Genomic DNA, 26,981 nt, shown 5'->3' with positions numbered 1-26,981 from the left:
ACGTCGCACGCCGCCGGCTGATCAGGACAATGCCGCCAGCCAGGGCCGCGGTGCCGCCGATGAGCGCGTAGCGGGCCGCGTCGTTCGTCGTCCCGGTCCCGCCCCCGGCCGGGACGCCGCTCGGTGAGGAGTGCATTCCATCGACGACCTGCACCGCGAGCTCGAGGTTGTTGTCCTCGGCGCTGCCCCAGGCGTAGACGATGGTGTTCGTCCCCTCCTTGAGCTCGACGTCGGCCGGGCCGAGCGCCACGGTGTCGGTGCCGGCGAGCACGACGTCGGCGGAGATCGTTCCCGCGGGCAGGTCGGTCTTGACCTCGTCGGGGTTGCTCAGCCCTTCGAAGGCGACGTCGCCGTTGGCGCGCACGTCGACGGCGGGTGCCGCCGCAGTGTGGCGCACCGTGATGCGTGCCTGACCGGCGTCGAGCGGCGCGGTGTCGTTGACGAAGGGCGTCAGCACCGGCGTGCCGGCCTCGTCGAGGTGTGCGACCACGGTGATGTTGGCCCCTGCCGGAACGGCGACGTCGTTCGCTTCGATGACGGCGTCACCGTCGGCGCCGGCACCGGCAGCGGTGACCTTCAGGTCGTACTCGCCGGCGGGCAGCATGACCGGGTCGGTGAGGGTCCCGGGCTCGAAGTCGGTGAGCAGGGAGTCGCCGTTGGCGTAGACGTCGACGGTGGCTCCGGGGACCCCGTGGAGGATGGACACGGTGGCTTCCTCGGCAGCGTGGGCCGGCACGGCGAAGGCGGCCGGAGCGAGGGCGAGGGTGAGGACGGCGGAGGTGCGCAGGATCTTCATGGTCGGTCCTTCCGGGACGGAGGTGGGGTGCTGCGGGACGGCTCTCGGTGGCCGTCCTTGCCCCTTCTTCCGTCCGAGCCACAACCTTGGATGCACCTTGGACAAAGATTCTTCAATCTTTTTACTTCGACCGTATGCCGCTGGGCTCGCTCCCCGGCAGACCGCTCACTCGAGTGGCCCCACCGTCCACACCTGCGGCCGGTCCTGCTTGTGGATCACGGGGCCACTCGAGTGGGGGAGGGGGGTGATTGGAGGAAACGGGCCACCGCCTCGGCCGTGCGGTTGCCGGAGACGAGGGCGCCCTGGATGGAGGCCGTGTCCCGGTGGTCCCCGCAGACGAAGAGCCCGTGGCCGAGCGAGATCTCCGACCGCGGCCGGAGCGGCGGTGGCACGGCCGGTAGTGCCCCGTCGATGCGGTGGCGCACGACGACCTGCCAGCCGCTGGTGTCGCAGCCGAGGATCTCGCCCACGTGCCGTCGCACTGCATCCTCGGGGGCGTCCCCGTCGGGCCGGTCGAGCAGCGTCGTCGCCTGGACCAGATGCCGACCGGGTGGCGCGTAAGTGGGGGCCGCGTTGCTGACGACGGCCGTGTTCCACACGGGGCCAGGGCTGCCCTGGAAGTGGCCGGCGCGACGACGACCGTCGATGGCCAGCAGGGCCTCGGCCGTCGGCGCCTCGGGTGCCTCGAACCACCACGTGATGAGCCCCTTCATGGCCGGGGCGGGGATCGGCGCGAGGGCGCCGGCCGTCACCGGGTCGGTGGCGACGACGACGGCGCGGGCCCGGATGGTGCCGGACTCCGACCGCACCGACACCTCGCCGCTCCGCTCGGCCGATGCACCCCCGGCGGACCTGTCGTCCGCTCTCACCCCGAGCACGCGCTCGGCCAGCCGCACGCGATCACCGAGTGGCGCCGCGAGCTGTCGCGGCAGGGCGCTCATGCCGTCGGCGGGCAGGCCCGGGCGGCCGAGCGCGAACATCCGGATGAGCAGCTTGGTGAAGTTCGCCGACGACAGGCCGTGGCTGTCCGCGAGGACGCCGGCCATGAAGGGCTCGAGCACCGCCCGGCGGATCGGGCCGCGAGCGCCCGCCGCGTCGAGGGAGGTGTTGAGGTCGGTGTCGGTGCTGCGCATGACTCCTCGCGGATCGACGAGCACGCGGGCCGCCCATCGGGCGAGGGCGGCGAGCTCGAGTGGTCGGAGCAGCCCGCTACGCAGCGTCGCCGTCAGCAGGCCGGGCTCGCGGGCTGGGTCGGCCAGCGTCGCGAGACGGTCCTCGGTGCGCACGAGCACTCCGGCGCGAAACGGCTGCTGGTCCAGGGCAGCGAGGTCGACCCAGTCCCGCACGGCCGGGTAGGCGGGGTTGAGGACCTGGAAGCCGCGGTCGCACCGGAAGCCGTCAACGAGGTCCGTCCGGACCCTGCCGCCGACCTCGTCGGCAGCCTCGAGGACGAGGACCTCCTGACCCAGTTCGCGCAGGCGGCCCGCACATCGGAGGCCAGCCAGGCCGGCGCCGACGATCACGACATCGGTGTCCATGGTGCTCACGAGTTCATCCTGCCTCTCGGCGGCGACGAGCAAGCGCTGACGCGGCAAGGACCACGGCGGCACCGACCGCCGCGCCGAGGCCGGTGAGCGCAGATCGCGGCTCGCCGACGAGGCGGCCGACGCTGATCCACGCGAGGCCCCACGCCAGCGCGGCCGCGACCGGCCAGCGTCCTCCGAGGCGCCCCGCCAGCCAGACTCCCGCCGCGGTGACGAGGACGAGCGCCCCGACCGCGACCACCGGGTTCGTGCGGACGCCCAGCTCCGTGCCGGAGGCAAGCAGTGCAGCGGCGACGTTCGCCGCGGTGGCGACGGTGACCCAGCCGAGGTAGAGCCCGAAGGTCACGTCGACGACGAGGCGTTCCACCCAGCCCCTGGCCGGGTGCCGACCCAGGCGGGAGACGAGGACGAAGAGCACGCCCCACAGCACGACGATCACGACGACGCTGGCCCAGATCCAGTCCTGCTGGGTGACGAGCAGCCAGGTCGCATTGAGGACCATCGACGCTGCGGCCAGCCACCCGGTCGCGCGCGTCCGGTCACGCGCGGTGTTCCTCGGCCCGAGCTGCCAGACGGTGTAGGCGAGCAGGCCCACATAGATCGGCGTCCAGATGGAGAAGGCCGGTCCCGCGGGGGCGATGAGGGTGGCCTCGTCGGACAGGGCTCCACCGGCCGAGTCCTCGACGCGCTGCCCGATCACCCCGGTCCCGACGAGCGTGCCGAGGATGCAGAACACCTCCGCGGCCAGCACCGCGAGGCGCCGCACCTGGTCGACGGGGGTCAGGTCGAGGCTCGTGGTCCGAGACGAGCCTCGGGCCGATGCGGGGACGGATTGCGACGCCATGCCTTGGCCCTACCCCGCGAGCCACGGTCACACTCCGGCCGACCGCGGCTGGCCCCCTCATCGGTCTCATCGGCCTGTTCCCCTCGCTCTTGGCGCGGGAGGGGACGATGCTGGAGGGGACAGGCGCGGGGGCGCGGACGCGTCCCCGAGGGAGGAGGCCCCCATGGCCGAGTTCAGGGACCGGGCCGACGCCGGCGCCCAGCTGGCGGAGCGGCTCGAGCAGCTGCGTGGCACGGACGCCGTCGTGCTCGGCCTGCCCCGCGGCGGCGTCCCGGTTGCCGCCGTCGTTGCCGAGGCGCTGGACCTGCCGCTCGACGTCATCGTCGTGCGGAAGCTCGGTGTCCCGTCCCAACCCGAGCTGGCGATGGGGGCGATCGGTGAGGACGGCGTGCGCTTCCTCAACTCGGCGTTGGTCGAGCGAGTCGGCGTGAGTCCGTCGGACGTCGAGGCCGTCGAGCATCGGGAGCGTGCAGTTCTCGAGGCCAGAGTGGCCCGGTTCCGGCAGGGCCGGCCGCGACTCGCCCTGACGGGCAAGATCGCCGTCATCGTCGACGACGGCATCGCGACGGGTGCCACCGCTCGGGTCGCGTGCCGGTTCGCCCGCCATCTGGGGGCGGTCCGCGTCGTCCTCGCCGTTCCCGTCGCGGCCGCGGAGTCGGTCCGCCAGCTGATGGCGGGGAGCGAGGCGGACGAGGTCGTCCACGTCGCCGCGCCGGAGTCGTTCTACGCGGTCGGCGCGCACTATCGGGACTTCCGGCCGACGACCGACGACGAGGTGGCCGACCACCTCGAGCGGGCCCGGCGGCGGGCGGCGACGAAGACGGCTGGGCCGGAACGGCCGCTGGGTTCGGTCGCTGACACCGACGAGGACGTCGTCATCCAGACCGGGGCGGTGTCCGTGGGGGGCCATCTGACCATGCCGGCAGGGGCTGCCGCGGTCGTCGTCTTCGCCCACGGCAGCGGCAGCAGCCGCCACAGTCCGCGCAACCGGTATGTCGCCCGGGTCCTGCAGGAGGCCGGGCTCGGGACCCTGTTGATGGACCTGCTCACCTCCGAGGAGGAGGCCGACCGCGCCAACGTCTTCGACATCGAGCTGCTCGCCGGGCGTCTCGAGGCGGCGACGCATTGGCTCACCCAGCGGCCGGACACGGCGGCGGCACGGATCGGCTACTTCGGGGCGAGTACCGGCGCCGGTGCGGCACTGTGGGCCGCCGGCGGCCCGGACTCGCCGGTGGCCGCGGTCGTCTCCAGGGGTGGCCGCCCGGACCTGGCCGCGGCGCACCTCCAGCAGGTCCGCGCCCCGACGCTGCTCATCGTCGGCGGGCGTGACGACGTCGTCATCGACCTCAACCGTCAGGCGCAGGCCCGGCTGACCGGGTGTGAGAGCCGCCTTGTCCTCATCGAGGGGGCGACGCATCTCTTCGAGGAGCCGGGGACGCTGGCCGAGGCGGCCGGCCACGCGAGGGACTGGTTCGTGCGCCACCTCGCTGGCGGGTTGCCGGTCGCCGACCGCGCCGCAGGTCTGCCCGAGGAGTGAACGGGTCGGAGCAGCCTCGCGCCGACGCGTAGCCTTGGTCCATGCGAGTTGGTGTCTTCGGTGCAACGGGTCAGGTCGGTGGCGTCATGCGCGCTCTCCTCGAGGAGCGCGACTTCCCGGTCGATGAGGTGCGGTTCTTCGCGTCGGCCCGGTCGGCCGGCACGACGCTGCCGTTCAAGGGCCAGGACGTCACCGTCGAGGACTCCGCGACGGCCGACTTCTCCGGCATCGACATCGCGCTCTTCTCCAACGGCGGCGCGGCGTCGCGCGAGCTCGCCCCCAAGGTCGCGGCCGCGGGTGCAACGGTCATCGACAACTCGAGCGCGTGGCGCAAGGACCCCGAGGTGCCCCTCGTCGTCTCCGAGGTCAACGCCGATGACCTGAGCGACATCCCCAAGGGCATCGTCGCCAACCCGAACTGCACGACGATGGCCGCGATGCCGGTCCTCAAGCCGCTCCACGAGAAGGCCGGCCTCGTCCGGTTGCACGTGTCGAGCTACCAGGCGGTGAGCGGTTCGGGCGGCAAGGGCGTGCAGGAGCTCGACCGGCAGCTGCGCGGCACCTACGACGCGGGCGACCCGACCGGCCTGGCCCTCGACGGGCGCTCGGTCGAGGTCCCGGAGGCCCAGATCTATGCCGTCCCCGTCGGCTTCAATGTCGTGCCGCTCGCGGGCTCGCTCGTCGACGACGGCTCGCTCGAGACGGACGAGGAGCAGAAGCTGCGCAACGAGTCGCGCAAGATCCTGCACATCCCCGACCTGCGGGTGAGCGGGACGTGCGTGCGCGTGCCGGTCTTCACCGGGCACAGCCTCGCGATCCACGCGGAGTTCGAGCGCGACATCACGCCCGATGAGGCCCTCGACCTGCTCAAGAACGCCCCCGGCGTCATCGTCACCGACGTGCCCAACCCGCTCGAGGCGGCGGGCCGCGACGAGGTCTTCGTCGGTCGGGTGCGCGCGGACCAGGCGGCTCCCGAGGGCAAGGGGCTCGTGCTCTTCGTCGTCGGCGACAACCTGCGCAAGGGCGCGGCCCTCAACGCCGTGCAGATCGCCGAGGAGCTGCTCGCCCGCCGCTGACTTCCGCAACACGCCCGGAAGCTGCCCTTCGTACCCTGTAGTTACAGGGGGAGTTGCGAGGCGCCGGGCGTGTTGCCGTATGCCGCTGGGCTGGCTTTCGCGTGCGCCTGACCAGCCTGCGTGGCCCGTGGCGCCGCCCGGGTCTGCGGGCCAAGGCGCCGGCGACAACTGCGCTCATCTGGCAGCGGTGCTCCGGCCGGGCAGAAGTGCGTGCTGTAACGCGCACCCCTCGCCCTCACGCGCACCCCAACCACAACTGCGCGCTTCTCGACGGACGCGCCGCAGCCGGGAACCAGCAACCGCCGACCACCCGCAACACGCCCGGAACCTGCCCTCCGCACCCTGTAGTTACAGGGGGAGCTGCGAGGCGCCGGGCGTGTTGCGGGGGAGGTCAGTGGTTGAGGTCGCGGGGCACCCGGAGCTGTAGCGCCATCGCCTCGAGCGCGAGGAGGGGCGGCACGTTGGCGTTGATCCGGTCGCGTGCCTCGGTGATCGCGTCGAGACAGCCGAGCAGCTGCTCGGCGGAGAACACCGCCGACAGGCCGCGCACCTTGTCCATGGCGTCGGGGTTGATGAGGTCGACGGTCGAGCCGAGCCGCAGCACGAGCGCGTCGCGGTAGACCGACATCAGGTCGACGAGCGAGCGGTCGACCATGTCGCGGGCGTGCCGGGTGGCGCGGGTCTTCTGCTCCTTCTCCAGCGCGGCCAGCTGCGACCGGATGTGCGGCGGCTGGGTGCGGGCCGTCGGGTCCGCACCGAGCGTCTCGAGCAGCCGGGACCGCTCGGCGGCGTCGCGCTCGGCCGTGCTCGCGGTGGACTCCTCGTCGGCGATCTGGGCGAGGTCGGCGGCTGCGTCGATGGCGTCGCCGACGCCGACGATCCTCGTCGCCATGGCGATGACGTCGCGCCGGCGGATCCGGGCGCCCTCGTCGCGGGCCAGCCTCCGGGCGAGGCCGATGTGGGACTGGGCCGCCCGGGCGGCGTGGAGCGCCATCGGGCCGTCGACGCCGTCGCGACGCTCGAGCAGCTCGGCGACCGCCTGCACCGGCGGGGTGCGCAGCCGGATGTGCCGGGAGCGGGAGCGGATCGTGATGATGACGTCCTCGAGGCTGGGCGCACACAGCATCCAGACCGTGCGGGGCGTCGGCTCCTCGAGGGCCTTGAGCAGGGCGTCGGCGGCGCGCTCGGTGAGACGGTCGGCGTCCTCGATGATGATGACGCGCCAGCGACCGACTGACGGCCGCAGCGCGGACTCCTGCACGAGGTCGCGGGTGTCGCGGACCTGGATCGACAGGCCCTCGGTCGCGACGACCTTGACGTCGGCGTGCGACCCGTCGAGGGCGGTGCGGCACTCGCGGCACTCCCCACAGCCGCCCTGCGGGCACTGCAGCGCAGCGGCGAAGGCCCGGGCGGCGGTGGAGCGACCCGATCCGGGCGGGCCGGTGAAGAGCCACGCGTGCGTCATCGCGCCCTCGGTGCGCACCGCGTGGGAGAGCACCTCGACGGTCGGCTCCTGGCCGACGAGGTCGCGCCAGACCGTCATGCCCGCACCTCCAGGACGTCCTCGAGCCAGGCGAGCACCCTTCGATGGATCTCCTCGGCAGGAAGCCCCGCGTCGAGGACGAGGTAGCGCTCCGGCTCCAGGGCCGCCAGGTCGAGGAAGCCCTGCCGGACCGCGGCGTGGAAGTCGTCGGCCTCCGACTCCAGCCGGTCGTGGACGTCGCCGCGCCGAGCTCGTCCGATCTCGGGGCTGACGTCGAGCAGGACAGTGAGGTCCGGCAGCACCCCGCCGACGGCCCAGTGCTGGAGCTGGCGGATCTCGCCCGCCCCGAGGTCCCGCCCGGCGCCCTGATAGGCGATCGAGCTGTCGGTGTAGCGGTCCGTGATGACGACCCGGCCCGCGGCCAGCGCCGGCCGGATCAGCTCCTCGACGTGGTGTGCCTTGTCGGCGGCGAAGAGCAGCGCCTCCGCTCGCGGGGACACGTGGTCGCCGTGCAGGACCAGCTCGCGGATCCGGGCCCCGAGCGGGGTGCCGCCGGGCTGCCGGGTCACGACGACGTCCCGCCCAGCACGCTCGAGCGCCGACAGGAGCAGCTGCACCTGGGTTGACTTGCCGGCGCCGTCGCCACCCTCGAAGCACACGAAGAGGCCCTGCCGGCGCACCTCCGGCGCAGGGGGCTGCGGCGGCGCGGCGGGGGTCTCGGTCACGGAGCCGAGCCTATGCGACGTGGCGGACAGCAGGCGGCCGGCCACAACAGGAGCACGGCGACGAAAGGGGCACAGGGCGAGCCCGTCCCATGAAGCGAGCCCAGCGGCATACGGACAGGCGTGTCCCAGCCGGGCAGGTTACGGTTTCCGGCATGACGTCTCGCCCCGCCGCCACTTCTCGTGCCCGACGGACGGCCCTGCGCCTCAGCGCTGCCGCAGCCGCCCTCGCGACCGTGGCAGCGTGCACGACGCCCGAGCCGGCGGGTGTCCCGGTGACGGGCCCGGCCAACGCCGCGACCTCCGCCCCCGAGCCCGCGCTCGCGGCCTACTACGACCAGAAGCTCGACTGGAAGCCCTGCGCCGAGTTCCAGTGCGCGGACCTGACGGTGCCGATCGACTACGCGAAGCCGAGCGGCGGCGACATCGAGATCAAGGTCCTCAAGGTCCCGGCCCGCAACCAGGGCAAGCGCCTCGGCTCGCTCGTCGTCAACCCCGGCGGGCCCGGCGCCTCGGGCGTCGACTACGCCACGGCCGCCGACCAGATCGTCGGGCCGTCGGTGCGCTCCACCTTCGACGTCGTCGGCTTCGACCCGCGCGGCGTCGGACAGTCGGCGCCGATCGACTGCCTCGACGACAAGGACCTCGACGAGTTCCTCGGCACCGACCCCACGCCCGACAACCCGGCTGAGCAGCGCGGACTGCTCGAGGCAGCGACCGGCATGGCCGAGGGTTGCGAGCGCAACAACCCCGAGCTCGTCGCCCACGTCGGGACGGCCGACGCGGCCAGGGACATGGACGTCCTGCGGGCCGCCCTCGGCGACGACCACCTCAACTACCTCGGCAAGTCCTACGGCACCTTCCTCGGTTCGACCTACGCCGACCTGTTCCCCGGACGCGTCGGCCGGTTCGTCCTCGACGGCGTCGTCCCGCCCGACCTGACGAGCGCGCAGCTCGCCGAGGGCCAGGCGCGGGGCTTCGAGCTGGCCACCCGGGCCTACGTGGAGGACTGTGTCAGCGAGGGCGACTGCCCGCTCGGCGGCTCCGTCGACGCCGGCATGGAGTGGATCCGCGGCTTCCTCGCCGACCTCGACCAGAACCCCCTCCCCACCGGGGACCCGGCGGTGCCGGAGCTGACGGAGGCGTGGGGGTCGCTCGGGCTGGCCGTCGCGATGTACGACCAGGGCGCCTGGGGCATCCTCACCGACGCCATCCGCGAGGCCGAGTCCGGCAGCGGTGCCTCGCTCATGGCGCTCGCCAACAGCTATGCGGACCGGGCGCCCGGCGGGGGCTACTCCGGCAACATGATGGAGGCGATCTTCGCCGTCAACTGCCTCGACCGGCCCGACAGCCCCGACCTCGCGACCTACGAGGGCTACGAGAAGGACTTCGCGGAGGTCGCGCCGACGTGGGGCCCGTTCCTCGCCTGGGGGTCGCTGGCCTGCGGTGTCTGGCCGGTCAAGGGCGACAACCCGCCGCACCGGATCACCGCGGAGGGGAGCAACCCCATCGTCGTCGTCGGGACGACCCGCGACCCGGCGACGATCTACGAGTGGTCCAAGCAGCTGCGCGACCAGCTCGCCAACGCCGTCCTCGTCTCGCTCGACGGTGACGGCCACACCGCCTACACGCGGGGCAGCCAGTGCATCGACGACGCCCTCGACGCCTACTTCGTCAAGGGCACCGTCCCGCAGGACGGGCTGACGTGCTGAACGACGAGCCGCGTCGACCCGAGGACCTCCCCGAGGCGGAGGACACCACGATGCCGTATGCCGCTGGGCTCGGTCCCGCGGATCCACCTCCTCCCCGGGCGGCTGGGTCACGTCGTGCTCGGCGGGCCCGATCCGTGGTCGCCGCGGTGGTCGCGCTGGCCCTGGTGACGGCCGTCGGGCTCCTCTCCTGGGGTGCCCTGCGGCCGGTTCCGCCCGTGGCCGGTCCGGTCGCCACGCCGGCGGTGAGCAACACACCCAGCTCCGGGCCGAGCGCCACGTCCGCGCCGGTCGGGGGCCACCCGGAGGATCTCGCCACCTTCTACACGCAGCAGGTCGACTGGCAGGAGTGCCAGGGCAGCCCGGCCCACCAGTGCGCCAGCATCGAGGTGCCCGTCGACTACGCCGACCCGGACGGGGACACCTTCGAGCTCGCCCTGCGCAAGGTGCCGGCGCTGAAAGCGGAGCAGAAGGTCGGCACGCTCATCATCAACCCGGGCGGCCCGGGCGGGTCCGGCCTGGAGTACGCCCAGTTCTCCAGCTTCGTCTTCAGCAAGCGGCTGCGCGAGTCCTACGACATCGTCGGCTTTGACCCTCGCGGGATCGGGGCGTCCGACCCGGTCGCGTGCTTGTCCGATGAGGACATGGATCTCCTCTTCGAGAACGACCCGACGCCGGACGACGAGGCGGAGCGGGACCAGCTCATCCGCGACACCGACGACATCACCGAGCGGTGTGCCCGCGAGGGCGGCGACCGGGCGCTGCACATGAGCACCACCGAGGTGGCCCGGGACATGGACGTCATGCGGGCCCTCGTCGGCGACGAGCGGCTCAACTACTTCGGGGTGTCCTACGGCACTGTTCTGGGGGCCCTCTACGCAGACCTCTTCCCCGACCGGGTCGGCCGCTTCGTCCTCGACTCGGCCGTCTCCCCGAACCAGACGGACGAGCAGAAGCTCGGCTATGACATCGAGGGCTTCGAGGCTTCGATCGATGCGTTCATCGAGTGGTGCGTCGCCCGCGACGACTGCGCCCTCGGGACCGAGGAGGCCGGGGCCCGGGACCGGATCGCCGATCTGCTCGACGACGTCGAGCGGCAACCGCTCGAGACGTCCCGTGGGGACATCGACTCGATCGGCGAGGGCTGGCTCGGCTTCGCCATCTTCATGTGCCTCTACTCGGAGCAGTCGTGGCCGATCCTCAACAAGGGGCTGGCCGAGGCGTTCGAGGGGCAGGGCGACGTGCTGCTCGCCTACGCGATGAACGTCGTCGGCCGGAGCGCCTCGGGCGACTACGACGACTCCTCCTACCTGCACGCGATGATCCCGGTCCGGTGTGCCGACTGGCCGCGCAGCGACAGCGCCTCCCTGTCGAGGGCCCAGCGGGCGGCCCGAGCGGAGCACCCCTTGTGGTCGCGCCTCGCCGGCGAGCTCTACGACATGTGCGCGGCGTGGCCGGGTGAGCCGCGACAACCCTCCGGTGACACCCTCGCCGAGGGCGCCGCGCCGGTCCTGGTCATCGGCAACCTCCGCGACCCGGCCACCCCGATCGGGGGCACCAAGCAGCTCGCCGCGGACCTCGCCTCGGCGGTCCTCGTCACGAGCGACAGCGACGGGCACGGCACCTACTACGCCGGTAACTCGTGCGTGGATGCCATCGTCGACAGCTACCTCATCAAGGGGACTGTGCCGTCCTCCGACCGGGCATGCTGACCGTCCTGCGCCGTGGCGCGGTGGCCGCCGGGGTGCTCGCCGTCCTCATCGCGTTCGCGACGATGGGGCCCGCCGACGAGGCAGGGACCGTGGGCGCGAAGCCGGCCCAGCGGCATACGACATCACCGGGCGTCCGGCCGACGTCCACGGCGGTGGCGTCCGCGACGGGCACGAACGGGTCGGACGGCGAGATCCGTTTCACGGCGACGCCGGAGCCCAACCCGGCCGCCCTCGAGCGCTTCTATGCCCAGCGCGTCGCGTGGAAGCGCTGCACCGACGACCGCCAGTTCGACTGCGCCCGGGTCACCGTGCCCCTGGACCACGCCGACCCGGCCGGCGAGACGATCGCTCTTGCGCTGCGGCGGCTCCCGTCGACCTCGGACCGGCCGCGGGGCACCCTCTTCGTCAACCCCGGCGGCCCCGGGGGCTCCGGCACCGACTTCGTGCGCGAGCCTGACCTCTTCGGTGACGACCTGCTCGCCGCGTGGGACCTCGTCGGCTTCGACCCGCGGGGCATCGGGGACTCGACCCCCGTCGAGTGCCTCACCGACGAGGAGCTCGACGCGATGTACGCCGCCGACCCGACGCCGCAGTCGGCCCAGGGCCGCCAACTGCTCGAGGAGGCGGCGGCCGAGCGTGCGGAGGGCTGCCTGCGCCGCGGCGGTGCGCTCGCGGCCCGCATGGGCACCGAGGCGGTCGTGGCCGACCTCGACATCCTGCGCGAGGCCGTCGGCGACGAGCGGCTCAACTACTACGGCGTCAGCTACGGCACCCTCATCGGCGCCATCTACGCCGACCACTTCACCTCCCGGGTCGGGCTCATGGTGCTCGACTCGGCCGTCTCCCCGGACGCGCTGGACAGCTCCACCGTCACCCAGCGCGACGTGGACGCCAACGCCCGCCACTGGGGTGCGGAGTTCGACGCGCTCTTCGCCGACTTCGTCGAGGAGTGCGGCAAGCGCTGCGTCCTGGGCGACACACCGGAGGAGGCCGAGGCTGCGATCATCGGTCTGCTCGACGCTCTCGAGTCCGTGCCACTGCCGACCGACTTCGAGTCGTTGCCCCAGGTGACCGAGGGCTGGGCCGTCACCGCGATCGGGGAGGGGCTGCTCGACCCGACTTCGTGGCCCTACCTCGTCGACGCGCTGGAGGCTGCCATCGATGACGGCGACGGCACCGAGCTCGCGTGGTTCGCCATGGTCGCTGTCGGACGCGACGTCGACGGGTCGTATCCCGGGTCCACCTACGGCAAGAGCCACCTGCCCGTGACCTGTGCCGACTGGCCCGTCCGCACCTGGGCCGAGCTGACGCCCAGTAGCGCGATCTTCGAGGAGCATCCGCTCTTCGCCCGGATCCAGGCGCCGCTGCCCTCGGAGTGTGCGGGTTGGAAGGGGCAGCTGCGCACCAACCTGCTGGTCGGTGCCGAACCCGCCACCCCGATCCTCGTCATCGGCAACAAGCACGACCCCGTGACGCCGATCGAGGACACCGAGTACCTCGCCGAGATGCTGGTCGGCTCGCGGCTCGTCACGGTCGACGCCACGGGGCACGGTGCCTACGCGATGGGCAACGCCTGCGTCAACGAGGTCGTGGAGGACTACCTGGCCCGCAGCCTCGCGCCCCGGGACGGCACGGAGTGCCCGGCTACGTGACCTCGGTCTGATGCCACATCGGCAACCCCGGAGGTCCCGATGTGGCATCAACTCGGCGTCGCTCCACGAGGGGTACGGACGATTTCTCACGCGGCCGGGGCCATGCGTATACTCATCAACCGTGCCTCGGCACATGCCGCCTTAGCTCAGTCGGCCAGAGCGATTCACTCGTAATGAATAGGTCATCGGTTCGATTCCGATAGGCGGCTCCAGTGGTGACAGCGACGCCCTCGACTCCGGTCGGGGGCGTTTCGCGTTGCGGCCGATCCAGCGATCAAGGGCTCAGTTCGGTGACTCGGCCTGCTCTGCGCGTCACCGTGGGCGGCTCAGGTCAGGCCGGTGCGCCCGCGCTGCGCGAGCGTCATCGGCGCGGGACCTTTGGACCTGGCGGGTAGCTGACCCCTCGGTCAGTATCGTGCTGTCTGAAAGGAGCGGTGATGGCTTCAACACGAGACGCGGGAGCTGGCCGACCAGATCTTCAGGACCCGGACCGGGCTGCTGGCCGGCGCGCTGACCTGATCGGGCTGGTGGCTCTCGTGCTGGGCTTCGCGGCCGTGGCCGCCCTCATCTGGTTGTGGGCCCTCACACTCCCGAACGTCAACCCGCCCAACTGGGTCCGCATCCTCGGGGTCCTCTGGCTGCCCGTCGGCGTCGTGGGTGCGGGATGGGCGGGCCTGCTGGGTCTGCGCGGTCCCGGTCGCCGGTGGTCGGTCGTCGGGCTCTCCCTGGCGGGGCTGGCTGTCGTTGGGTTCGTCACCCTCATCGCGACCGCGAGCTACTGACCACGCCCGCCGCGAGACGGCCGTAAGGGGTTGGGACGAATCTTGACGTCGCCTTAACGCATCCTGAGCAGGGTCATCCCGGGTGCCGGATACGGTTTTGGCATGGCCTCGATGGAGGCGCCCGTCGGCGCATGGTCCCGGGTGGCGCAGGCACTGAGCCACCCGATCCGTGTTGTCGTCGCATCGTTCCTCGCTGCCATCCTCGGCGGCACGGCGCTGCTGATGATCCCGCTGGCCGCGGCGAGCGGCGAAAGCACCGACCCTGTGACGGCCCTCTTCACGGCCACCTCGGCGGTGTGCGTCACCGGGCTCGTGCTCGTGGACACGGGCACCTACTGGTCCGGCTTCGGGCAGGGCGTCATCCTCGTGCTCATCCAGATGGGCGGGCTCGGCATCATGACGCTGGCCTCGGTGCTCGCGGTCCTCATCGGTCGCCGCATCGGCGTCCGGGCCAGTCTCCTGTCCGGCGCGGAGGCCAGGCGTGGCAGCGGTGTGGCGATGAACGCCCGTGAGGTCGTCGTCGGCGTGGTCCGCACGAGCCTGCTCTTTGAGGCTGCCGTCGCCCTGATCCTCATCGTGCGGTTCCTGATCACCTACGACGAGGCCCCCGGCCGAGCGCTCTACCTCGGTGTCTTCCACGCCGTGTCCGCCTTCAACAACGCCGGCTTCGGGCTCTACGCCGACAGCCTCGAGCGGTTCGCTCTGGACCCCGTCATCTCGCTCACCATCGCGGGGGCGATCATCTGCGGCGGCCTCGGGTTCCCCGTGCTCTGGGAGCTGCGGCGCCTCTGGCGCCGCCCGCGTGAATGGTCCCTCCACACCAGGATGACCGTGGCGGCCACTGCGGCGCTCCTCGGAGTCAGCACGGTCGTCATCACCTTCGCCGAGTGGGGCAACGACGCGACGATGGGCACCTTCTCGGGGCCCGGCAAGCTCCTGGCCGGCTTCTTCCACGCGGTCAACACGCGAACCGCTGGCTTCAACAGCGTGCCGATCGGCGAGATGCGCTCGGAGAGCCTCCTCGCCAGCGATGTCTTCATGTTCATCGGGGCCGGCAGCGCCGGCACGGCGGGCGGCATCAAGGTGACGACGTTCGTGCTGATGGGCTACATCATGTGGGCCGAGCTGCGGGGTGAGCGCCAGGTGATCGCCTCCCGGCGGACCGTCCCGGCGGACGTGCAGCGCCAGGCACTCACGGTCGCCTTCTTCGGTGTCACCGCCATCGCCGTCTCCACGTGGCTGCTCCTGTCGACGTCTGCGTTCTCCCTCGATGTCGTGCTCTTCGAGGTCGTGTCGGCCTTCGGCACTGTCGGTCTCTCCACGGGGATCACCGCGAGCCTGCCCACCCACGGTCAGCTGCTGCTCACCGTCCTGATGTTCGTCGGCCGCCTCGGCCCCCTCACCGTGGGGGCGTCGCTCGCGCTGCGGACCAGGCCACGCCGCTTCGAGTTCCCGGAGGAGAGGACCATTGTCGGCTGAGAGACCTCGCGTCGTCGTGATCGGCCTGGGCCGGATGGGCGGCTCGCTCGCTGCGGCCCTCGCGGCGAGGGAGGTCGACGTGCTCGCCATCGACCGGCGGCCCGACGTCGTCCAGACCTTCTCCGAGACGCTGCCCAACGTCGTCGTCGCCGACGCCACGGACCCGGAGGCGCTGAGCCAGCTCGAGCTGGACGGCTACGAGCGGGCCGTCGTCGCCATCGGCGAGGCGCTCGAGGCGAGCGTGCTCGCGACGTCCATCCTCGCGGACCTGGGTGTCCAGGAGATCTGGGCCAAGGCATCATCCGAGCAGCACGCCCGCATCCTCAAGCGGATGGGCGCCCAGCACGTCATCCTCCCCGAGCACGAGGCGGGCGCCCGGCTGGCGCATCTCGTCACGGGTCACATGCTCGACTTCCTGTCGGTCGACGAGGACTTCGCCTTCATCAAGACGAGAGTCCCCAAGACCCTCGCCGGCCACGTGCTCGGAGAGGCGGGCGTGCGGTCGCGCTACGGGGTCACCGTCGTGGCCATCAAGCACGCCGGCGGCCAGTTCAGCTATGCCACCGCCGAGACGCGGCTCGGGCCGGACGACGTCATCGTCGTCTCCGGCGCATCGAGGGACGTGACGCGCTTCGCCGACCTCACCTGAGGGCTGGACGCTGCAGGGTCGGCGAAAGAGACCGAGACTGGTTGGTCACAGCGGTTGATGCCCTCGCCAAGCCCATGCAGACTGAGGCGTGGCGACGCGCCCACTCGGACCTCGAGGTGCGAGGTCCACGACCTCAGGAGGATCGACGTGTCTGAACGCGGCAGCGAGAGCGAGAACCCGGTCATCGAGGCCCCCACCCCGACGCCCCACCGGCCCCGCACCAACCAGGACTGGTGGCCCAACCAGCTCAACCTCCAGGTCCTCCACCAGCACACTCCGGTGTCCAACCCGATGGGAGCGGGCTACCACTACAGCGAGGCCTTCCAGGGCCTCGACGTCGAGGCCCTGAAGCGCGACGTCTACGAGGTGATGACGACCTCGCAGGACTGGTGGCCGGCCGACTACGGCCACTACGGACCGCTCTTCATCCGGATGAGCTGGCACGCAGCCGGGACCTACCGCATCGAGGACGGCCGGGGCGGGGCAGGCGACGGCTCGCAGCGCTTCGCCCCGCTCAACAGCTGGCCCGACAACGCCAACCTCGACAAGGCCCGGCGCATCCTCTGGCCCGTCAAGAAGAAGTACGGCGCAGCCCTGTCGTGGGCCGACCTGCTCGTCTTCGCCGGCAACTGCGCGCTCGAGTCGATGGGTTTCGAGACGTTCGGCTTCGGCTTCGGCCGGGAGGACATCTGGGAGCCGGAGGAGATCTTCTGGGGGCCGGAGGACACCTGGCTCGGCGACGAGCGCTACAGCGGCGACCGGCAGCTGACCGGCCCCTTCGGCGCGGTGCAGATGGGTCTCATCTACGTCAACCCCGAAGGACCCAACGGCAACCCCGACCCGCTCGCCTCCGCCCGGGACATCCGCGAGACCTTCCGCCGGATGGCGATGAACGACGAGGAGACCGTCGCCCTCATCGCCGGCGGGCACACCTTCGGCAAGACCCACGGGGCCGCGCCGGCCGACGACAACGTCGGCCCCGAGCCGGAAGGCGCGCCGATCGAGGACCTCGGCCTCGGCTGGAAGAACCGCCACGGCATCGGCAGGGGTGCTGACACGATCACGTCCGGGCTCGAGGTCACGTGGACCTACCACCCGACGCGCTGGGACAACGAGTTCTTCCACATCCTCTTCGCCTACGAGTGGGAGCTGATGGAGTCCCCGGCCGGCGCCCACCAGTGGCGGCCCAAGAACGGCGCCGGTTCCGACATGGTCCCTCCCGCCATCGAGGGACAGTCCCGCCGTGAGCCGCGAATGCTCACCTCGGACCTCGCGCTGCGCGTCGACCCGGACTACGAGAAGATCTCCCGCCGCTTCCTCGAGGACCCCGAGGAGTTCCGGCTCGCCTTCGCCAAGGCCTGGTACAAGCTGCTGCACCGCGACATGGGCCCGGTGACCCGCTACCTCGGCCCCTGGGTGCCCGAGCCGCAGCTGTGGCAGGACCCGGTGCCGTCGGTCGACCACGAGCTCGTCTCGGCCGACGACGTCGCCGGCCTCAAGACCACGCTGCTCGAGAGTGGGCTGACCACCCAGCAGCTCGTGCTGACGGCCTGGGCCGCCGCCGCGAGCTTCCGGGACACCGACAAGCGTGGCGGGGCCAACGGCGCCCGGATCCGTCTCGAGCCGCAGCGCAGCTGGGAGGTCAACCAGCTGGGCGGGCTGGACACGGTCCTGCCGGCCCTCGAGCGCATCCAGGCCGAGTTCAACGACGCCCAGTCGAGCGGCAAACGCATCTCGCTCGCGGACCTCATCGTCCTCGGTGGCTGCGCTGCAGTGGAGCGGGCTGCCCGCGACGCGGGCCATGACGTCACGGTCCCGTTCGCCCCGGGTCGCACGGACGCCTCGCAGGAGCAGACCGACGTCGAGTCGTTCGCCGTCCTCGAGCCGAAGGCGGACGGCTTCCGCAGCTACCTGCGCGCCGGCGAGAAGCTCCCACCGGAGACGCTCCTGCTCGACCGGGCCAACCTCCTGCGCCTCACTGCCCCCGAGATGACGGTGCTCATCGGGGGCATGCGCGCACTCGGGGCCAACGTCGGCGGCACCTCCCACGGTGTCTTCACCGACCGGCCGGGAATGCTGACCAACGACTTCTTCGTCAACCTGCTCGACATGGGCACCGAGTGGCACACGTCCCAGTCCGCCGAGAGCGTCTACGAGGGGCGCGACCGGGCCACCGGCGAGACCCGGTGGACGGCGACGGCCGTCGACCTCGTGTTCGGATCCCACTCGCAGCTGCGGGGATACGCCGAGGTCTACGCGGCCGACGATGCGAGCGAGAACTTCGTCCGCGACTTCGTGGCGGCGTGGGACAAGGTGATGAACCTCGATCGTTTCGATCTGTCCTGACACGAAATCGTCCTGAGGTCAAGACCTTCCCACCCGACGTCTCGCCCCCTAGTCTGTGCGCAGCCCGGCGCCTGTCGGGCCAGTAGGCAATTCACCGTCGCGGTGCCCGGCGTGATCCGCCGGGCTCCGCGATGTTCACAGATAGGGAGTCGGCATGCAGCGTCGCATGCGCAAGATCGGTGTCGGGGCAACCCTGGCGGTCGCGGGGGTCGTGGCCGCCAGTGCGCTGGCACCGTCGGCCAACGCGGCCGGAAAGCCGTCGGACGACGGCGCCTTCGCCATCAGCAAGGGATTCAGGAAGGCGGTCACCCTCCAGGGCATCAAGGAGCACCTCGTGGCCCTGGACGAGATTGCCGGCGACGGCAACCGGATCGCGGGTTCCGAGAACTACAACAAGTCCGTCGCGTACGTGCAGGAACGCCTCGAGGCGGTCGGGTACGACGTCGACGTGCAGCCCTTCGAGTTCCTCTACAACGCGGACGTCACGTTGCCCGAGCTCGAGCGGGTGTCGCCGTCGCCGATGGTCTTCTCCGAGGGCAGCGAGTTCGCCTCGATGACCTACAGCGGCAATGGCGATGTCACGGCCGCTGTCACGGTCGTCGGCGTGGGCGATGCGTCGCCCGGGTGCGAGCCGGCCGACTTCGCCGGCTTCCCGGCGGGTCACATCGCGGTGATTCCCCGTGGTGGATGCACCTTCTTCGCCAAGGGATCCAACGCACAGGCGGCGGGCGCGAGCGCCGTCGTCGTCTACAACCACCTCGACGGCATGCTCAACGGCACGCTCGGCGGCCCTGGTGTCACGATCCCGGTCGTCGGCACGACGACTCAGGTCGGGCTCGAGCTGTCCCAGCCCTCGACCACGGCCCGTGTCAAGGTCGACCGCGTCAACGAGACCCGGACGACATACAACGTCATCGCGGAGACCGCGACGGGCGACCCCAACAACGTCGTCGTCGTCGGCGCGCACCTGGACAGCGTCGTCCGTGGCGCCGGTATCAACGACAACGGGTCCGGCTCGGCCACGATCCTCGAGGTCGCGGAGGTCTTCGCCCAGCAGGACCGTGAGGCGAAGAGCAAGCTGCGCTTCGCATGGTGGGGCGCCGAGGAGCTGGGTCTCCTCGGCTCGAGGCACTACGTCGCCAACTTGTCGGAGGAGGAGCTCGCCAAGATCCGCCTCAACCTGAACTTCGACATGATCGGCTCGCCGAACTACGTCCGCTTCGTCTACGACGGTGACAACTCGGCCTTCGGCACGGACGTCTCCGCCGAGGGGCCGGCTGGTTCCGGCGCGATCGAGGCCGTCTTCCACGACTACTTCGCCAAGGCCGGCATGGCCAGCGCGGAGACGCCGTTCAGTGGCCGTTCGGACTACGGGCCGTTCATCGGTGTCGGCATCCCGGCCGGTGGTCTGTTCACCGGCGCCGAGGGCGTCAAGACGGCTGAGCAGGCAGCGATCTTCGGTGGAGAGGCCGGCGTCGCCTACGACGTCTGCTACCACCAGGCCTGCGACAACCTGTCGAACATCAACATGAAGGGCCTCGACGAGATGAGCGACGCGGTCGCCCACTCGGTCCTCACCTTCGCCAACCGCGACTTCGCCAAGGCGGGTCTCGTTGACCCGGCGGGCCCGGTCTCGGGCACGACGACCACGACGGAGGGTGGTGGCCTGCATGACGACCACGACCACGAGGAAGAGACCGAGTGACCTCGTGACTCATCCCTGACTCACCAACCATGAGTCGTATGCCGCTGGGTTGCCTTGCACTGCAAGGCAACCCAGCGGTCTTTCCGGAGCTCTCAGACGTCTGACCCGCCGTCCCCGGGGTCGGTGGGCTGCGGGTCTACGCTGGGCAGATGCAGCCCGGGGCTCGGTCCAGCCGGCGTCAAACCCGCCCGGAGGGTGACGTCGTCATCAGACGTGCGACGGCCGACGATGCCCAGGCCGTGGTCGAGCTCCGTGCCCTGATGTTCTCGGCAATGGGGGTCGGCGGCGTCGACGCGCAGGAGTGGCGGCAGGACGCGGTCCGCTGGTTCCAGGGGGAGCCGGCCCAGCGGCATACGTGCGCCATCGTCGCGGAGCGGGACGGCACGGTGCTCGCGGGGGCGATGGGCTCACTCCGCTTCGAGATGCCGTCACCGGTCAACGCCAACGGCGTCTGGGGGCTGCTCAGCAACGTCGCGACGGTCCCGGAGGCGCGCGGGCAGGGCCTCGCTCGCGCCTGCGTCGTCGGGGTGCTCGACTGGTTCCAGCACGAGACGGAGGCCTCGATGATCGAGCTCTTCGCGACCGGCGAAGGCGCTGGGCTCTACGAGCACCTCGGCTTCAGGGTGACCACCTGGCCCGCGATGCGGATGCGCCTCACGCGATGAGCGGCGGCGGGTCGCCGTGGGTCCACGGGTCGGACCGCCCTTGTCCCACAGATGCGTGGACGTCCTACGATCGGCGCAGGAGTCACGGACGACCCCGGAAAGGGCTGGTGACCATGGCTGACGGCGCGCCGAGCGAGGCGCGTGGGGTCCGCTACGAGCGATCCGGCCAGGTGGCCCGGCTCATCCTCGAGCGGCCCGACGCGTCCAACGCGTTCGACCTCCCGGCGACGTGGGCGCTGCGGGACGCGATCGACGCCGCAGCGGCTGACGCTGCCCGCGACGACATCGCCGCGGTGCTGCTGACGGGCGAAGGGCCCCGCTTCTGTGCGGGTGGCGATGTCCGCTCCTTCGTCGCAGCGGACGACCAGCCCGCCTACCTCCGCGAGCTCGCCACCGCCCTGGAGGAGCAGCTGCGGCGCCTGTCCGAGCTGCCGGTGCCCGTGGTCGCCGCGGTGCAGGGCAGCGTGGCCGGGGCCGGGCTGGCGTTCCTGCTCAACTCCGACGTCGTCGTCGCTGCCGCCTCGACCCGCTTCACCATGGCCTACGCGGGCATCGGCCTCACCCCGGACTGCGGCGTCTCCTACCTGCTCCCGCGGGCCGTGGGCCAGCAGCGGGCGCTGGCCCTCGCTCTCACGGGTCGGGTCCTCGCTGCTGACGAGGCCGCTGACTGGGGCCTGGTCACCGAGGTCGTCCCCGACGACACCCTCGCAGAGCGCGGCCTGGCCCTGGCCGAGGCACTCGCGACCGGTGCCGCGGGAGGGCCTGCGGCGCTCGGACAGGCCAAGCGCCTGCTCCGAGGTGCCTGGGCCGCGACCCGCGCCGAGAGCGCCGCCGACGAGGTCGAGACGATCGCCGGGGCCGTCGTCTCCGCCGAGGCCCAGGAGCGCATCACCCGCTTCGTCAACCGTTGACCCACCCGAGCACCAGGAGAACGCATGTCGCTCATGACCCGCAGCAGCACCGTCGACGGCATCATCCGGCGCAGCGCCCGGACGTTCCGGGACCGCCCGGCCACGATCTTCGGCGACCGGACGCTCAGCTATGCCGCCCTCGACGAGGCGGTCTCCCGGGCGGCCGCCCATCTGCTCGGCCTCGGCCTGACCAAGGGCGCCCGGGTAGCGGCCTACGGCAAGAACTCTGACGCCTACCTCATCGGCTTCCTCGCCTGCGCCCGCGCCGGTCTCGTCCACGTCCCGCTCAACTACAACCTGACCGGTCCGGAGCTCAGCTATCTGGTCACCCAGTCGGGCAGCCGGACGATCCTGCACGACCCGGCCCTCGCCGGGCACGTGGACCTGCTCGACCCGGAGGCCCTGGACCTGCTCGAGCACCGGATCCCGCTCCGCGACGCCGAGGGCTCGCTCATCGACGTCGCCCTCGCGGGGCCGGTCCCCGAGATCGAGGTGGAGGTCGCCGACACCGACACCGCGCAGTTCCTCTACACGTCGGGGACGACGTCCCGGCCCAAGGCCGCCATCATGAGCCACCGGGCACTGGTCCACGAGTACGTCTCGTGCATCGTGGCGCTCGACCTGGCCCCGGACGACAACCCGCTCCACGTCATGCCGCTCTACCACTCGGCGCAGATGCACGTCTTCCTCGTGCCGTGGCTCGCCGTGGGGGCGACCAACACGATCCTCGAGGTGCCGGACGCGGGCGAGGTCCTGCGGCGCATCGAGCACGACGGCCACCGCGCGTTCTTCGCGGCGCCGACCCTCTGGGTGGCGATGGCCAACCATGCCGACTTCGAGACGCGCGACCTCGACGGGCTGCACAAGGCGTACTACGGCGCCTCGATCATGCCGGTGCCGATCCTCCAGCGGATCCAGGGCAAGGCGCCGGACCTCGGCTTCTACAACTGCTTCGGCCAGTCCGAGGTCGCCCCGCTCGCCACGGTGCTGCGCCCCGAGGAGCACGCCGACCGGCCCGACTCCGCGGGACGACCGGTGCTCTTCGTCGAGGCCCGGGTCGTCGACCCCGAGGGCAACGACGTCGAGCCGGGTGGGACGGGCGAGGTGATCTACCGCTCCCCGCAGCTCTGCGACGGCTACTGGGACAACCGCGAGGCCACCGAGGAGGCCTTTGCCGGTGAGTGGTTCCACTCCGGGGACCTGGTGCGCATCGACGAGGAGGGCTACCTCTTCGTCGTCGACCGCATCAAGGACGTCATCAACACCGGCGGCGTGCTCGTGGCCTCCCGCGAGGTCGAGGACGCGCTCTACACGCACCCCGCTGTCGCCGAGGTCGCCGTCGTGGGCAGCCCGGACGAGAAGTGGGTCGAGGCCGTGACCGCCTTCGTCGTTCCCAAGGCGGAGGTGACCGAGGCGGACCTCATCGACCACGTCCGCGGCTCCCTCGCCTCCTTCAAGATCCCGAAGCGGATCACCTTCGTCGATGCCCTGCCGCGCAACGCGTCCGGCAAGATCCTCAAGCGCGAGCTGCGATCGGGGGCTGACTCGGGCGCACGAGCCTGAAGAGGTCGTATGCCGCTGAGCCGGCTTCCAGCGCAAGCCAGCTCAGCGGCATACGGTCTTGGGGTCAACTGAGCGCGCGTGCCAGCACGCCGCGGCCGGCCCAGGACAGCACGACGGCGAATGCGCCCGCAGCAACCGTCACGGCGAAGGCCGGCGTGTGCCCACCCCAGTCCGCGAGGCGCCCGGCGACGGCTGCTCCCACGGCGTAGCCGAGCCCGGTCGCTGCGGCCAGCAGGGTCATGGCGGCGCCGGTGCGGGAACGGGGCGTGACCCGCTCGCCGACGGTGAAGGTGGTGATCATGTAGGGCGCGATGCTGACCCCGAGGACGAGCAGGACCGGGACGAGCGCCGCGAGCGAGTCGACGATGAGCAGGGGCACGGCGAGCAGGAGCAGGGCGACGGCGAACCAGCCCAGCCGGGCCGGCAGCGGCCACGTGGGAGGCAGGGCTGCCATCCCGAGGCCCGCGACCACGCTCCCGACGCCGAGGAGGGCGTGGAAGTAGCCCGTGAGCCCGGGGGACCCGGCGGAGGTGGCCAGGACCGTCGTCCCGGTCTGCACCGACCCGAAGACGGTGCCGATGACGAACTGGCTCGCGCAGAGCAGCGTCAGGGCGCCGGTGAGGAGGCGGCCGGCGGCAGCGGTCGTGCGGCGGGTGACGGCGTGGGTCAGGGCAGCCGTGTCGTGGAGGGCGAACCACGTGCCGAACGTGGCGAGGACGAGAGCCGCCGCCGCGAGGGCCACCGTCGGGCTGGCGAGGGAGACGCCGAGCCCGATGAGCGCCGGCCCGAGGACGAAGGACGCCTCGTCGGCGGCGCCCTCATAGGAGAACGCCGTCTCGACGAGGCGCGGCTGCGGCCGGCCGGTCCGCTCCGTGATGGGCCGCCAGCGCACCCGAGCCAGCGGGCCGATCTGCGGGAGGAAGAGGCCGGCAAGGGCGCTCGCCACGGCTGACCAGACCCAGGGGAGTGGGCTGTGGACGATGGCGAGCAGCGTCGCGAGGCCGGCTGCCCCGGCGAGGGACTGGACCGCGACGACCCGCCGCTGGCCGAACCGGTCGGCCCACGCACCCCACACGGGCGCGCCCACCGCGTTGGCGATCGCGAGGCTGCCGGCAGCCGCCCCGCCCGCTCCGTAGCTGCCCGTTGCGCCAGCGACGAGCAGCAGGGTGCCGAGCTGGCCCATGGCGAGCGGCAGGCGCGCCACGAAGGCGATGAGGACGTAGGCGGGGCCGGTGAGGCCGAAGAGGCTCCGGTAGGAGTCAAGGGGTGACACGGGCGGCTCCCGCGTCTCGGCGGTGGGCCCAGCGGTGGAGCAGCTCGATGAGCGCCGCGCCGACGAGTCCGATGGCCAGGGACTGCCACACGAGCGTCCAGGGCGCGTGGAAGCCGAAGAACGCGTCGCCGGCCGGCAGGACGAAGGCGAGGAGCGCGAGGACGGCCATGACCCCGATGAGCAGGGCCTTCCACCAGAGGAAGGGCCGGGCGAGCACGACGAGGATCCAGAAGAAGACGACGAGGAGGGTGATCGTCGCGCCCGTGCTCGGCTGGACGCAGGCGAGGTCGAGCGCCGCACCGGGACGGGCGATCTCGCACCGCGCCGAGAACTCCTCGGGAGGCACTCCGTGGCCACGCCCGCTCAGGACGTAGGAGGCGATCACGGCGAGGCCGGCGATGGTCCCGGACGGCACGGCGAAGCGCAGGATGCGCCGCAGGAAGCCCGGCAGGTAGCGCTGCCGGTTGGGGCCGAGCGCGAGGAAGAACGCGGGCGTGCCGATGGTCAGCATCGACACCAGCGTCAGGTGGCGCGGGAGGAACGGGAAGGGGAGGGCGGCCAGGGCGGCGGCGAGGATCGCCACGAGGCTCATGGCGTTCTTGGCGACGAAGAGGTTGGCGACCCGCTCGACGTTGCCGATGACGCGGCGGCCCTCGGCGAGGACCTTGGGCAGGTGGGCGAACCGGCCGTCGAGCAGGACGAGCTCGGCGACGGCCCTCGTCGCCTGGGCGCCGTTGCCCATGGCGACGCCGATGTCGGCGTCCTTGAGGGCGAGGGCGTCGTTGACCCCGTCTCCGGTCATCGCGACGACGTGACCGTCTGCCTGGAGCGCGTGGACGAAGGCGCGCTTCTGCTCGGGGGAGACCCGCCCGAACACCATGGTGCGCCGGAGGATGTCGCGCAGGTCGTCGGGGTCGTCCGTGAGCGTGCGCGCATCGATCGGGTCACCCGGCTCCAGTCCCACCTCGCGGGCCACCGCGGCGACCGTCTGCGGATTGTCCCCGGAGATGATCTTGATCGCGACCCCCTCCTGCGCGAAGTAGTCGAGGGTGGCGCGTGCGTCGGGGCGGATCTGCTCCGTCAGGGTCACGAGGGCCGCTGGGGTGAGGTCGTCGGGCAGCACGGGCTCGGTCAGCGGTTGGGTGCTGCGGGCGAGGAGGACGACCCGGCGGCCCCGCCGGGCCAGCTCGACCACCTCGTCGCGGAGCGTGTCCTGCTCGGCCAGCAGGACCTCGGGGGCCCCGAGGACCCACGTGTCGTGGTCGACGAAGCAGGCCGCGCTCCACTTGCGCTGGGAGTTGAACGGGACGGTGGCGGTGCGCTGCCAGCCGGGGGAGTCCAGCGCGGCTCCGACAGCGGCGAGGGTCCCGTTGGCGTTGGGGTCGTCGGCCAGGGCGCCCAGGGCGCAACGCACCACCTCGGGGTCGGCGTCGCCGGTCGGCCGGGCGTCCTCGAAGGCGATCTCGCCGACCGTCAGGGTGCCCGTCTTGTCGAGGCACACGACATCGACCCGGGCCAGTCCCTCCACGGCGGGCAGCTGCTGGACGAGGACCTGGTCCCGCGTGAGCTGGACCGCCGCCAGCAGGAAGGCCACCGACGTCAGCAGGACGAGGCCCTCGGGGACCAGCCCGACGACACCGGCGGCGGACCGGATGACGACGGCCTGCCAGCCCTGCTCGCCGACGACCTTCCACTGCGACCAGACCTGCAGGGGCAGGGCGATGACGATGATCCACGTGATGTAGCGCAGCAGCGTGTTGACCGAGGCCTGGATCTCCGAGTGCGTGCGCGTGAACTTCCTTGCCTCGGCGGCGATCCGGTTGACGTAGGCGTCCCGCCCGACGGCCTTCGCGCGGTAGCGTCCCGACCCCGCCACCACGCTGGTGCCCGACAGGATCTCGTCGCCGGCCGGGTGGTGCACGGGATCCGACTCACCCGTCAGGTTGGCCTCGCCGAGCTCGAGCCCCTCGGAGGTGAGGAGAACTCCGTCGGCGGGGACCTCGTCGCCGGCGCGCAGCTCGATGAGGTCGTCGAGGACGACCTCGCGCGTCGGCACGTCCAGCGTCTGACCGTCCCGGACGACGCGGGTCGTCGGGGCGTGCAGCAGGGCGAGCCGGTCGAGCTTGCGCTTCGCGAGGTACTCCTGGGTGATGCCGATGGCGGAGTTGACGACCAGGATGATCCCGAATAGGCCGTCCGCCCACGAACCCGTCGTCAGCACGAGGACGAAGAGCGCCCCGAGGATGGCGTTGAACCGGGTGAGGACGTTGGCCCGCACGATCTCGCCGATCGAGCGGGAGGTCCGCTCGCCGACCTCGTTGACCTGGCCGCGCGCGACCCGCTCGGCGACCTGGTCGCCGGTCAGGCCCGTCACGCGATCGGTCAGCGCTTCCCCGGTGGTCGTCACCACCCCATTGTCGTATGCCGCTGGGCTCGCTCCCCGAGGACGGTCCCGTCGCCCAGAGCGCCCTGCGGTCGACGCGGGTGCCCAGGACTGCGGTGACGAGGTGAGATGCGGCCGCTCGCGGTCGCC

The 26,981-nt window shown here is 71.7% G+C and carries 20 protein-coding genes and 1 tRNA gene; 14 read left to right on the top strand and 7 right to left on the bottom strand.

All coding sequences use genetic code 11. From position 1 onward, the window contains the following. From OO014_RS03390 to OO014_RS03380, 3 genes are all read right to left on the bottom strand, one after another. A partial coding sequence (locus OO014_RS03390) for a DUF4397 domain-containing protein (RefSeq protein ID WP_272460860.1) occupies window positions 1-796 on the bottom strand: 796 nt, incomplete at its 3' end. A 215-nt stretch (window positions 797-1,011) separates the two neighbouring features. Further along, window positions 1,012-2,334, bottom strand: a complete 1,323-nt coding sequence (locus tag OO014_RS03385) for an NAD(P)/FAD-dependent oxidoreductase (RefSeq protein WP_272460862.1) — start codon at window positions 2,332-2,334, stop codon at window positions 1,012-1,014. 13 nt (window positions 2,335-2,347) lie between these two features. Continuing rightward, window positions 2,348-3,184 carry a tryptophan-rich sensory protein gene (locus OO014_RS03380; RefSeq protein WP_272460859.1) on the bottom strand — a complete coding sequence of 279 codons (837 nt, stop codon included), beginning with the start codon at window positions 3,182-3,184 and terminating at the stop codon, window positions 2,348-2,350. Window positions 3,185-3,347: 163 nt separating this feature from the next. Here OO014_RS03380 and OO014_RS03375 point away from each other — a divergent pair, with 163 nt between their 5' ends. Beyond that, complete coding sequence (locus tag OO014_RS03375; RefSeq protein WP_272460858.1) at window positions 3,348-4,721, top strand: phosphoribosyltransferase family protein; 1,374 nt, start codon at window positions 3,348-3,350, stop codon at window positions 4,719-4,721. Between the two features lie 41 nt (window positions 4,722-4,762). Beyond that, a complete protein-coding gene (locus OO014_RS03370; protein ID WP_272460857.1) occupies window positions 4,763-5,797 on the top strand; it encodes an aspartate-semialdehyde dehydrogenase in 1,035 nt (344 codons plus the stop codon). A gap of 391 nt (window positions 5,798-6,188) precedes the next feature. Here OO014_RS03370 and OO014_RS03365 read toward each other — a convergent pair whose 3' ends face one another. Beyond that, window positions 6,189-7,340 (bottom strand): DNA polymerase III subunit delta', encoded by a 1,152-nt coding sequence (locus OO014_RS03365; protein ID WP_272460856.1) that lies wholly within the window; start codon window positions 7,338-7,340, stop codon window positions 6,189-6,191. After that, window positions 7,337-8,005 carry a dTMP kinase gene (tmk, locus tag OO014_RS03360; RefSeq protein WP_272460855.1) on the bottom strand — a complete coding sequence of 223 codons (669 nt, stop codon included), beginning with the start codon at window positions 8,003-8,005 and terminating at the stop codon, window positions 7,337-7,339. Before tmk ends, OO014_RS03365 begins: the two co-directional genes overlap by 4 nt. Window positions 8,006-8,157: 152 nt before the next feature. Between tmk and OO014_RS03355 the strand changes: the two genes are divergently transcribed. The 12 genes from OO014_RS03355 to OO014_RS03300 all read left to right on the top strand — a co-directional run bounded on the left by OO014_RS03355 (window position 8,158) and on the right by OO014_RS03300 (window position 23,175). Next, complete coding sequence (locus OO014_RS03355) at window positions 8,158-9,714, top strand: alpha/beta hydrolase (protein WP_272460854.1); 1,557 nt, start codon at window positions 8,158-8,160, stop codon at window positions 9,712-9,714. Next, entirely contained in the window at window positions 9,708-11,423 is a 1,716-nt protein-coding gene (locus OO014_RS03350) for an alpha/beta hydrolase (protein WP_272460853.1), read from the top strand. The genes OO014_RS03355 and OO014_RS03350 overlap by 7 nt, the downstream gene beginning before the upstream one ends. Next, window positions 11,417-13,075, top strand: coding sequence for an alpha/beta hydrolase (locus tag OO014_RS03345; RefSeq protein WP_272460852.1), 1,659 nt, complete (start codon window positions 11,417-11,419; stop codon window positions 13,073-13,075). The genes OO014_RS03350 and OO014_RS03345 overlap by 7 nt, the downstream gene beginning before the upstream one ends. A gap of 135 nt (window positions 13,076-13,210) precedes the next feature. Then, window positions 13,211-13,287 (top strand) — tRNA-Thr (locus tag OO014_RS03340). A gap of 225 nt (window positions 13,288-13,512) precedes the next feature. Next, window positions 13,513-13,857 (top strand): hypothetical protein, encoded by a 345-nt coding sequence (locus OO014_RS03335; protein WP_272460851.1) that lies wholly within the window; start codon window positions 13,513-13,515, stop codon window positions 13,855-13,857. A 102-nt stretch (window positions 13,858-13,959) separates the two neighbouring features. After that, complete coding sequence (locus OO014_RS03330; RefSeq protein WP_272460850.1) at window positions 13,960-15,336, top strand: TrkH family potassium uptake protein; 1,377 nt, start codon at window positions 13,960-13,962, stop codon at window positions 15,334-15,336. Then, a complete protein-coding gene (locus OO014_RS03325) occupies window positions 15,326-15,985 on the top strand; it encodes a potassium channel family protein (RefSeq protein WP_272460849.1) in 660 nt (219 codons plus the stop codon). Before OO014_RS03330 ends, OO014_RS03325 begins: the two co-directional genes overlap by 11 nt. A 57-nt stretch (window positions 15,986-16,042) precedes the next feature. Continuing rightward, entirely contained in the window at window positions 16,043-18,331 is a 2,289-nt protein-coding gene (gene katG, locus OO014_RS03320) for a catalase/peroxidase HPI (RefSeq protein ID WP_420485472.1), read from the top strand. 154 nt (window positions 18,332-18,485) lie between these two features. Beyond that, on the top strand, window positions 18,486-20,036 hold the full coding sequence (locus tag OO014_RS03315) for a M28 family metallopeptidase (protein WP_272460847.1): 1,551 nt from the start codon (window positions 18,486-18,488) through the stop codon (window positions 20,034-20,036). A 149-nt stretch (window positions 20,037-20,185) separates the two neighbouring features. After that, window positions 20,186-20,701, top strand: a complete 516-nt coding sequence (locus OO014_RS03310) for a GNAT family N-acetyltransferase (protein ID WP_272460846.1) — start codon at window positions 20,186-20,188, stop codon at window positions 20,699-20,701. Window positions 20,702-20,814: 113 nt separating this feature from the next. Continuing rightward, on the top strand, window positions 20,815-21,612 hold the full coding sequence (locus tag OO014_RS03305; RefSeq protein WP_272460845.1) for an enoyl-CoA hydratase/isomerase family protein: 798 nt from the start codon (window positions 20,815-20,817) through the stop codon (window positions 21,610-21,612). Between the two features lie 24 nt (window positions 21,613-21,636). Further along, window positions 21,637-23,175, top strand: coding sequence for a fatty acyl-CoA synthetase (locus OO014_RS03300; RefSeq protein ID WP_272460844.1), 1,539 nt, complete (start codon window positions 21,637-21,639; stop codon window positions 23,173-23,175). 64 nt (window positions 23,176-23,239) lie between these two features. Here the strand turns inward: OO014_RS03300 and OO014_RS03295 are convergent, their stop codons facing one another. Beyond that, a complete protein-coding gene (locus OO014_RS03295; protein WP_272460843.1) occupies window positions 23,240-24,448 on the bottom strand; it encodes an MFS transporter in 1,209 nt (402 codons plus the stop codon). Further along, window positions 24,435-26,855: an HAD-IC family P-type ATPase gene (locus OO014_RS03290; RefSeq protein WP_272460842.1), complete on the bottom strand. Its 2,421-nt coding sequence runs from the start codon at window positions 26,853-26,855 to the stop codon at window positions 24,435-24,437. Before OO014_RS03290 ends, OO014_RS03295 begins: the two co-directional genes overlap by 14 nt. Window positions 26,856-26,981: the final 126 nt, after the last annotated feature.

Origin of the sequence: Intrasporangium calvum (genome assembly GCF_028446585.1) — a bacterium.
In the GTDB taxonomy this organism is placed as follows: Bacteria; Actinomycetota; Actinomycetes; order Actinomycetales; family Dermatophilaceae; genus Intrasporangium; species Intrasporangium calvum_A.
This window is presented reverse-complemented; position numbering and strand designations above follow the sequence as displayed.

Coding starts and splice junctions, on each gene's coding strand:
- OO014_RS03385 (WP_272460862.1), bottom strand. CDS start 2,334: ATGGACACCGATGTCGTGATCGTCGGCGCCGGCCTGGCTGGCCTCCGA.
- OO014_RS03380 (WP_272460859.1), bottom strand. CDS start 3,184: ATGGCGTCGCAATCCGTCCCCGCATCGGCCCGAGGCTCGTCTCGGACC.
- OO014_RS03300 (WP_272460844.1), top strand. CDS start 21,637: ATGTCGCTCATGACCCGCAGCAGCACCGTCGACGGCATCATCCGGCGC.
- OO014_RS03375 (WP_272460858.1), top strand. CDS start 3,348: ATGGCCGAGTTCAGGGACCGGGCCGACGCCGGCGCCCAGCTGGCGGAG.
- katG (WP_420485472.1), top strand. CDS start 16,043: ATGCCCTCGCCAAGCCCATGCAGACTGAGGCGTGGCGACGCGCCCACT.
- OO014_RS03305 (WP_272460845.1), top strand. CDS start 20,815: ATGGCTGACGGCGCGCCGAGCGAGGCGCGTGGGGTCCGCTACGAGCGA.
- OO014_RS03365 (WP_272460856.1), bottom strand. CDS start 7,340: ATGACGGTCTGGCGCGACCTCGTCGGCCAGGAGCCGACCGTCGAGGTG.
- OO014_RS03315 (WP_272460847.1), top strand. CDS start 18,486: ATGCAGCGTCGCATGCGCAAGATCGGTGTCGGGGCAACCCTGGCGGTC.
- OO014_RS03345 (WP_272460852.1), top strand. CDS start 11,417: ATGCTGACCGTCCTGCGCCGTGGCGCGGTGGCCGCCGGGGTGCTCGCC.
- OO014_RS03370 (WP_272460857.1), top strand. CDS start 4,763: ATGCGAGTTGGTGTCTTCGGTGCAACGGGTCAGGTCGGTGGCGTCATG.
- OO014_RS03330 (WP_272460850.1), top strand. CDS start 13,960: ATGGCCTCGATGGAGGCGCCCGTCGGCGCATGGTCCCGGGTGGCGCAG.
- OO014_RS03335 (WP_272460851.1), top strand. CDS start 13,513: ATGGCTTCAACACGAGACGCGGGAGCTGGCCGACCAGATCTTCAGGAC.
- OO014_RS03310 (WP_272460846.1), top strand. CDS start 20,186: ATGCAGCCCGGGGCTCGGTCCAGCCGGCGTCAAACCCGCCCGGAGGGT.
- OO014_RS03355 (WP_272460854.1), top strand. CDS start 8,158: ATGACGTCTCGCCCCGCCGCCACTTCTCGTGCCCGACGGACGGCCCTG.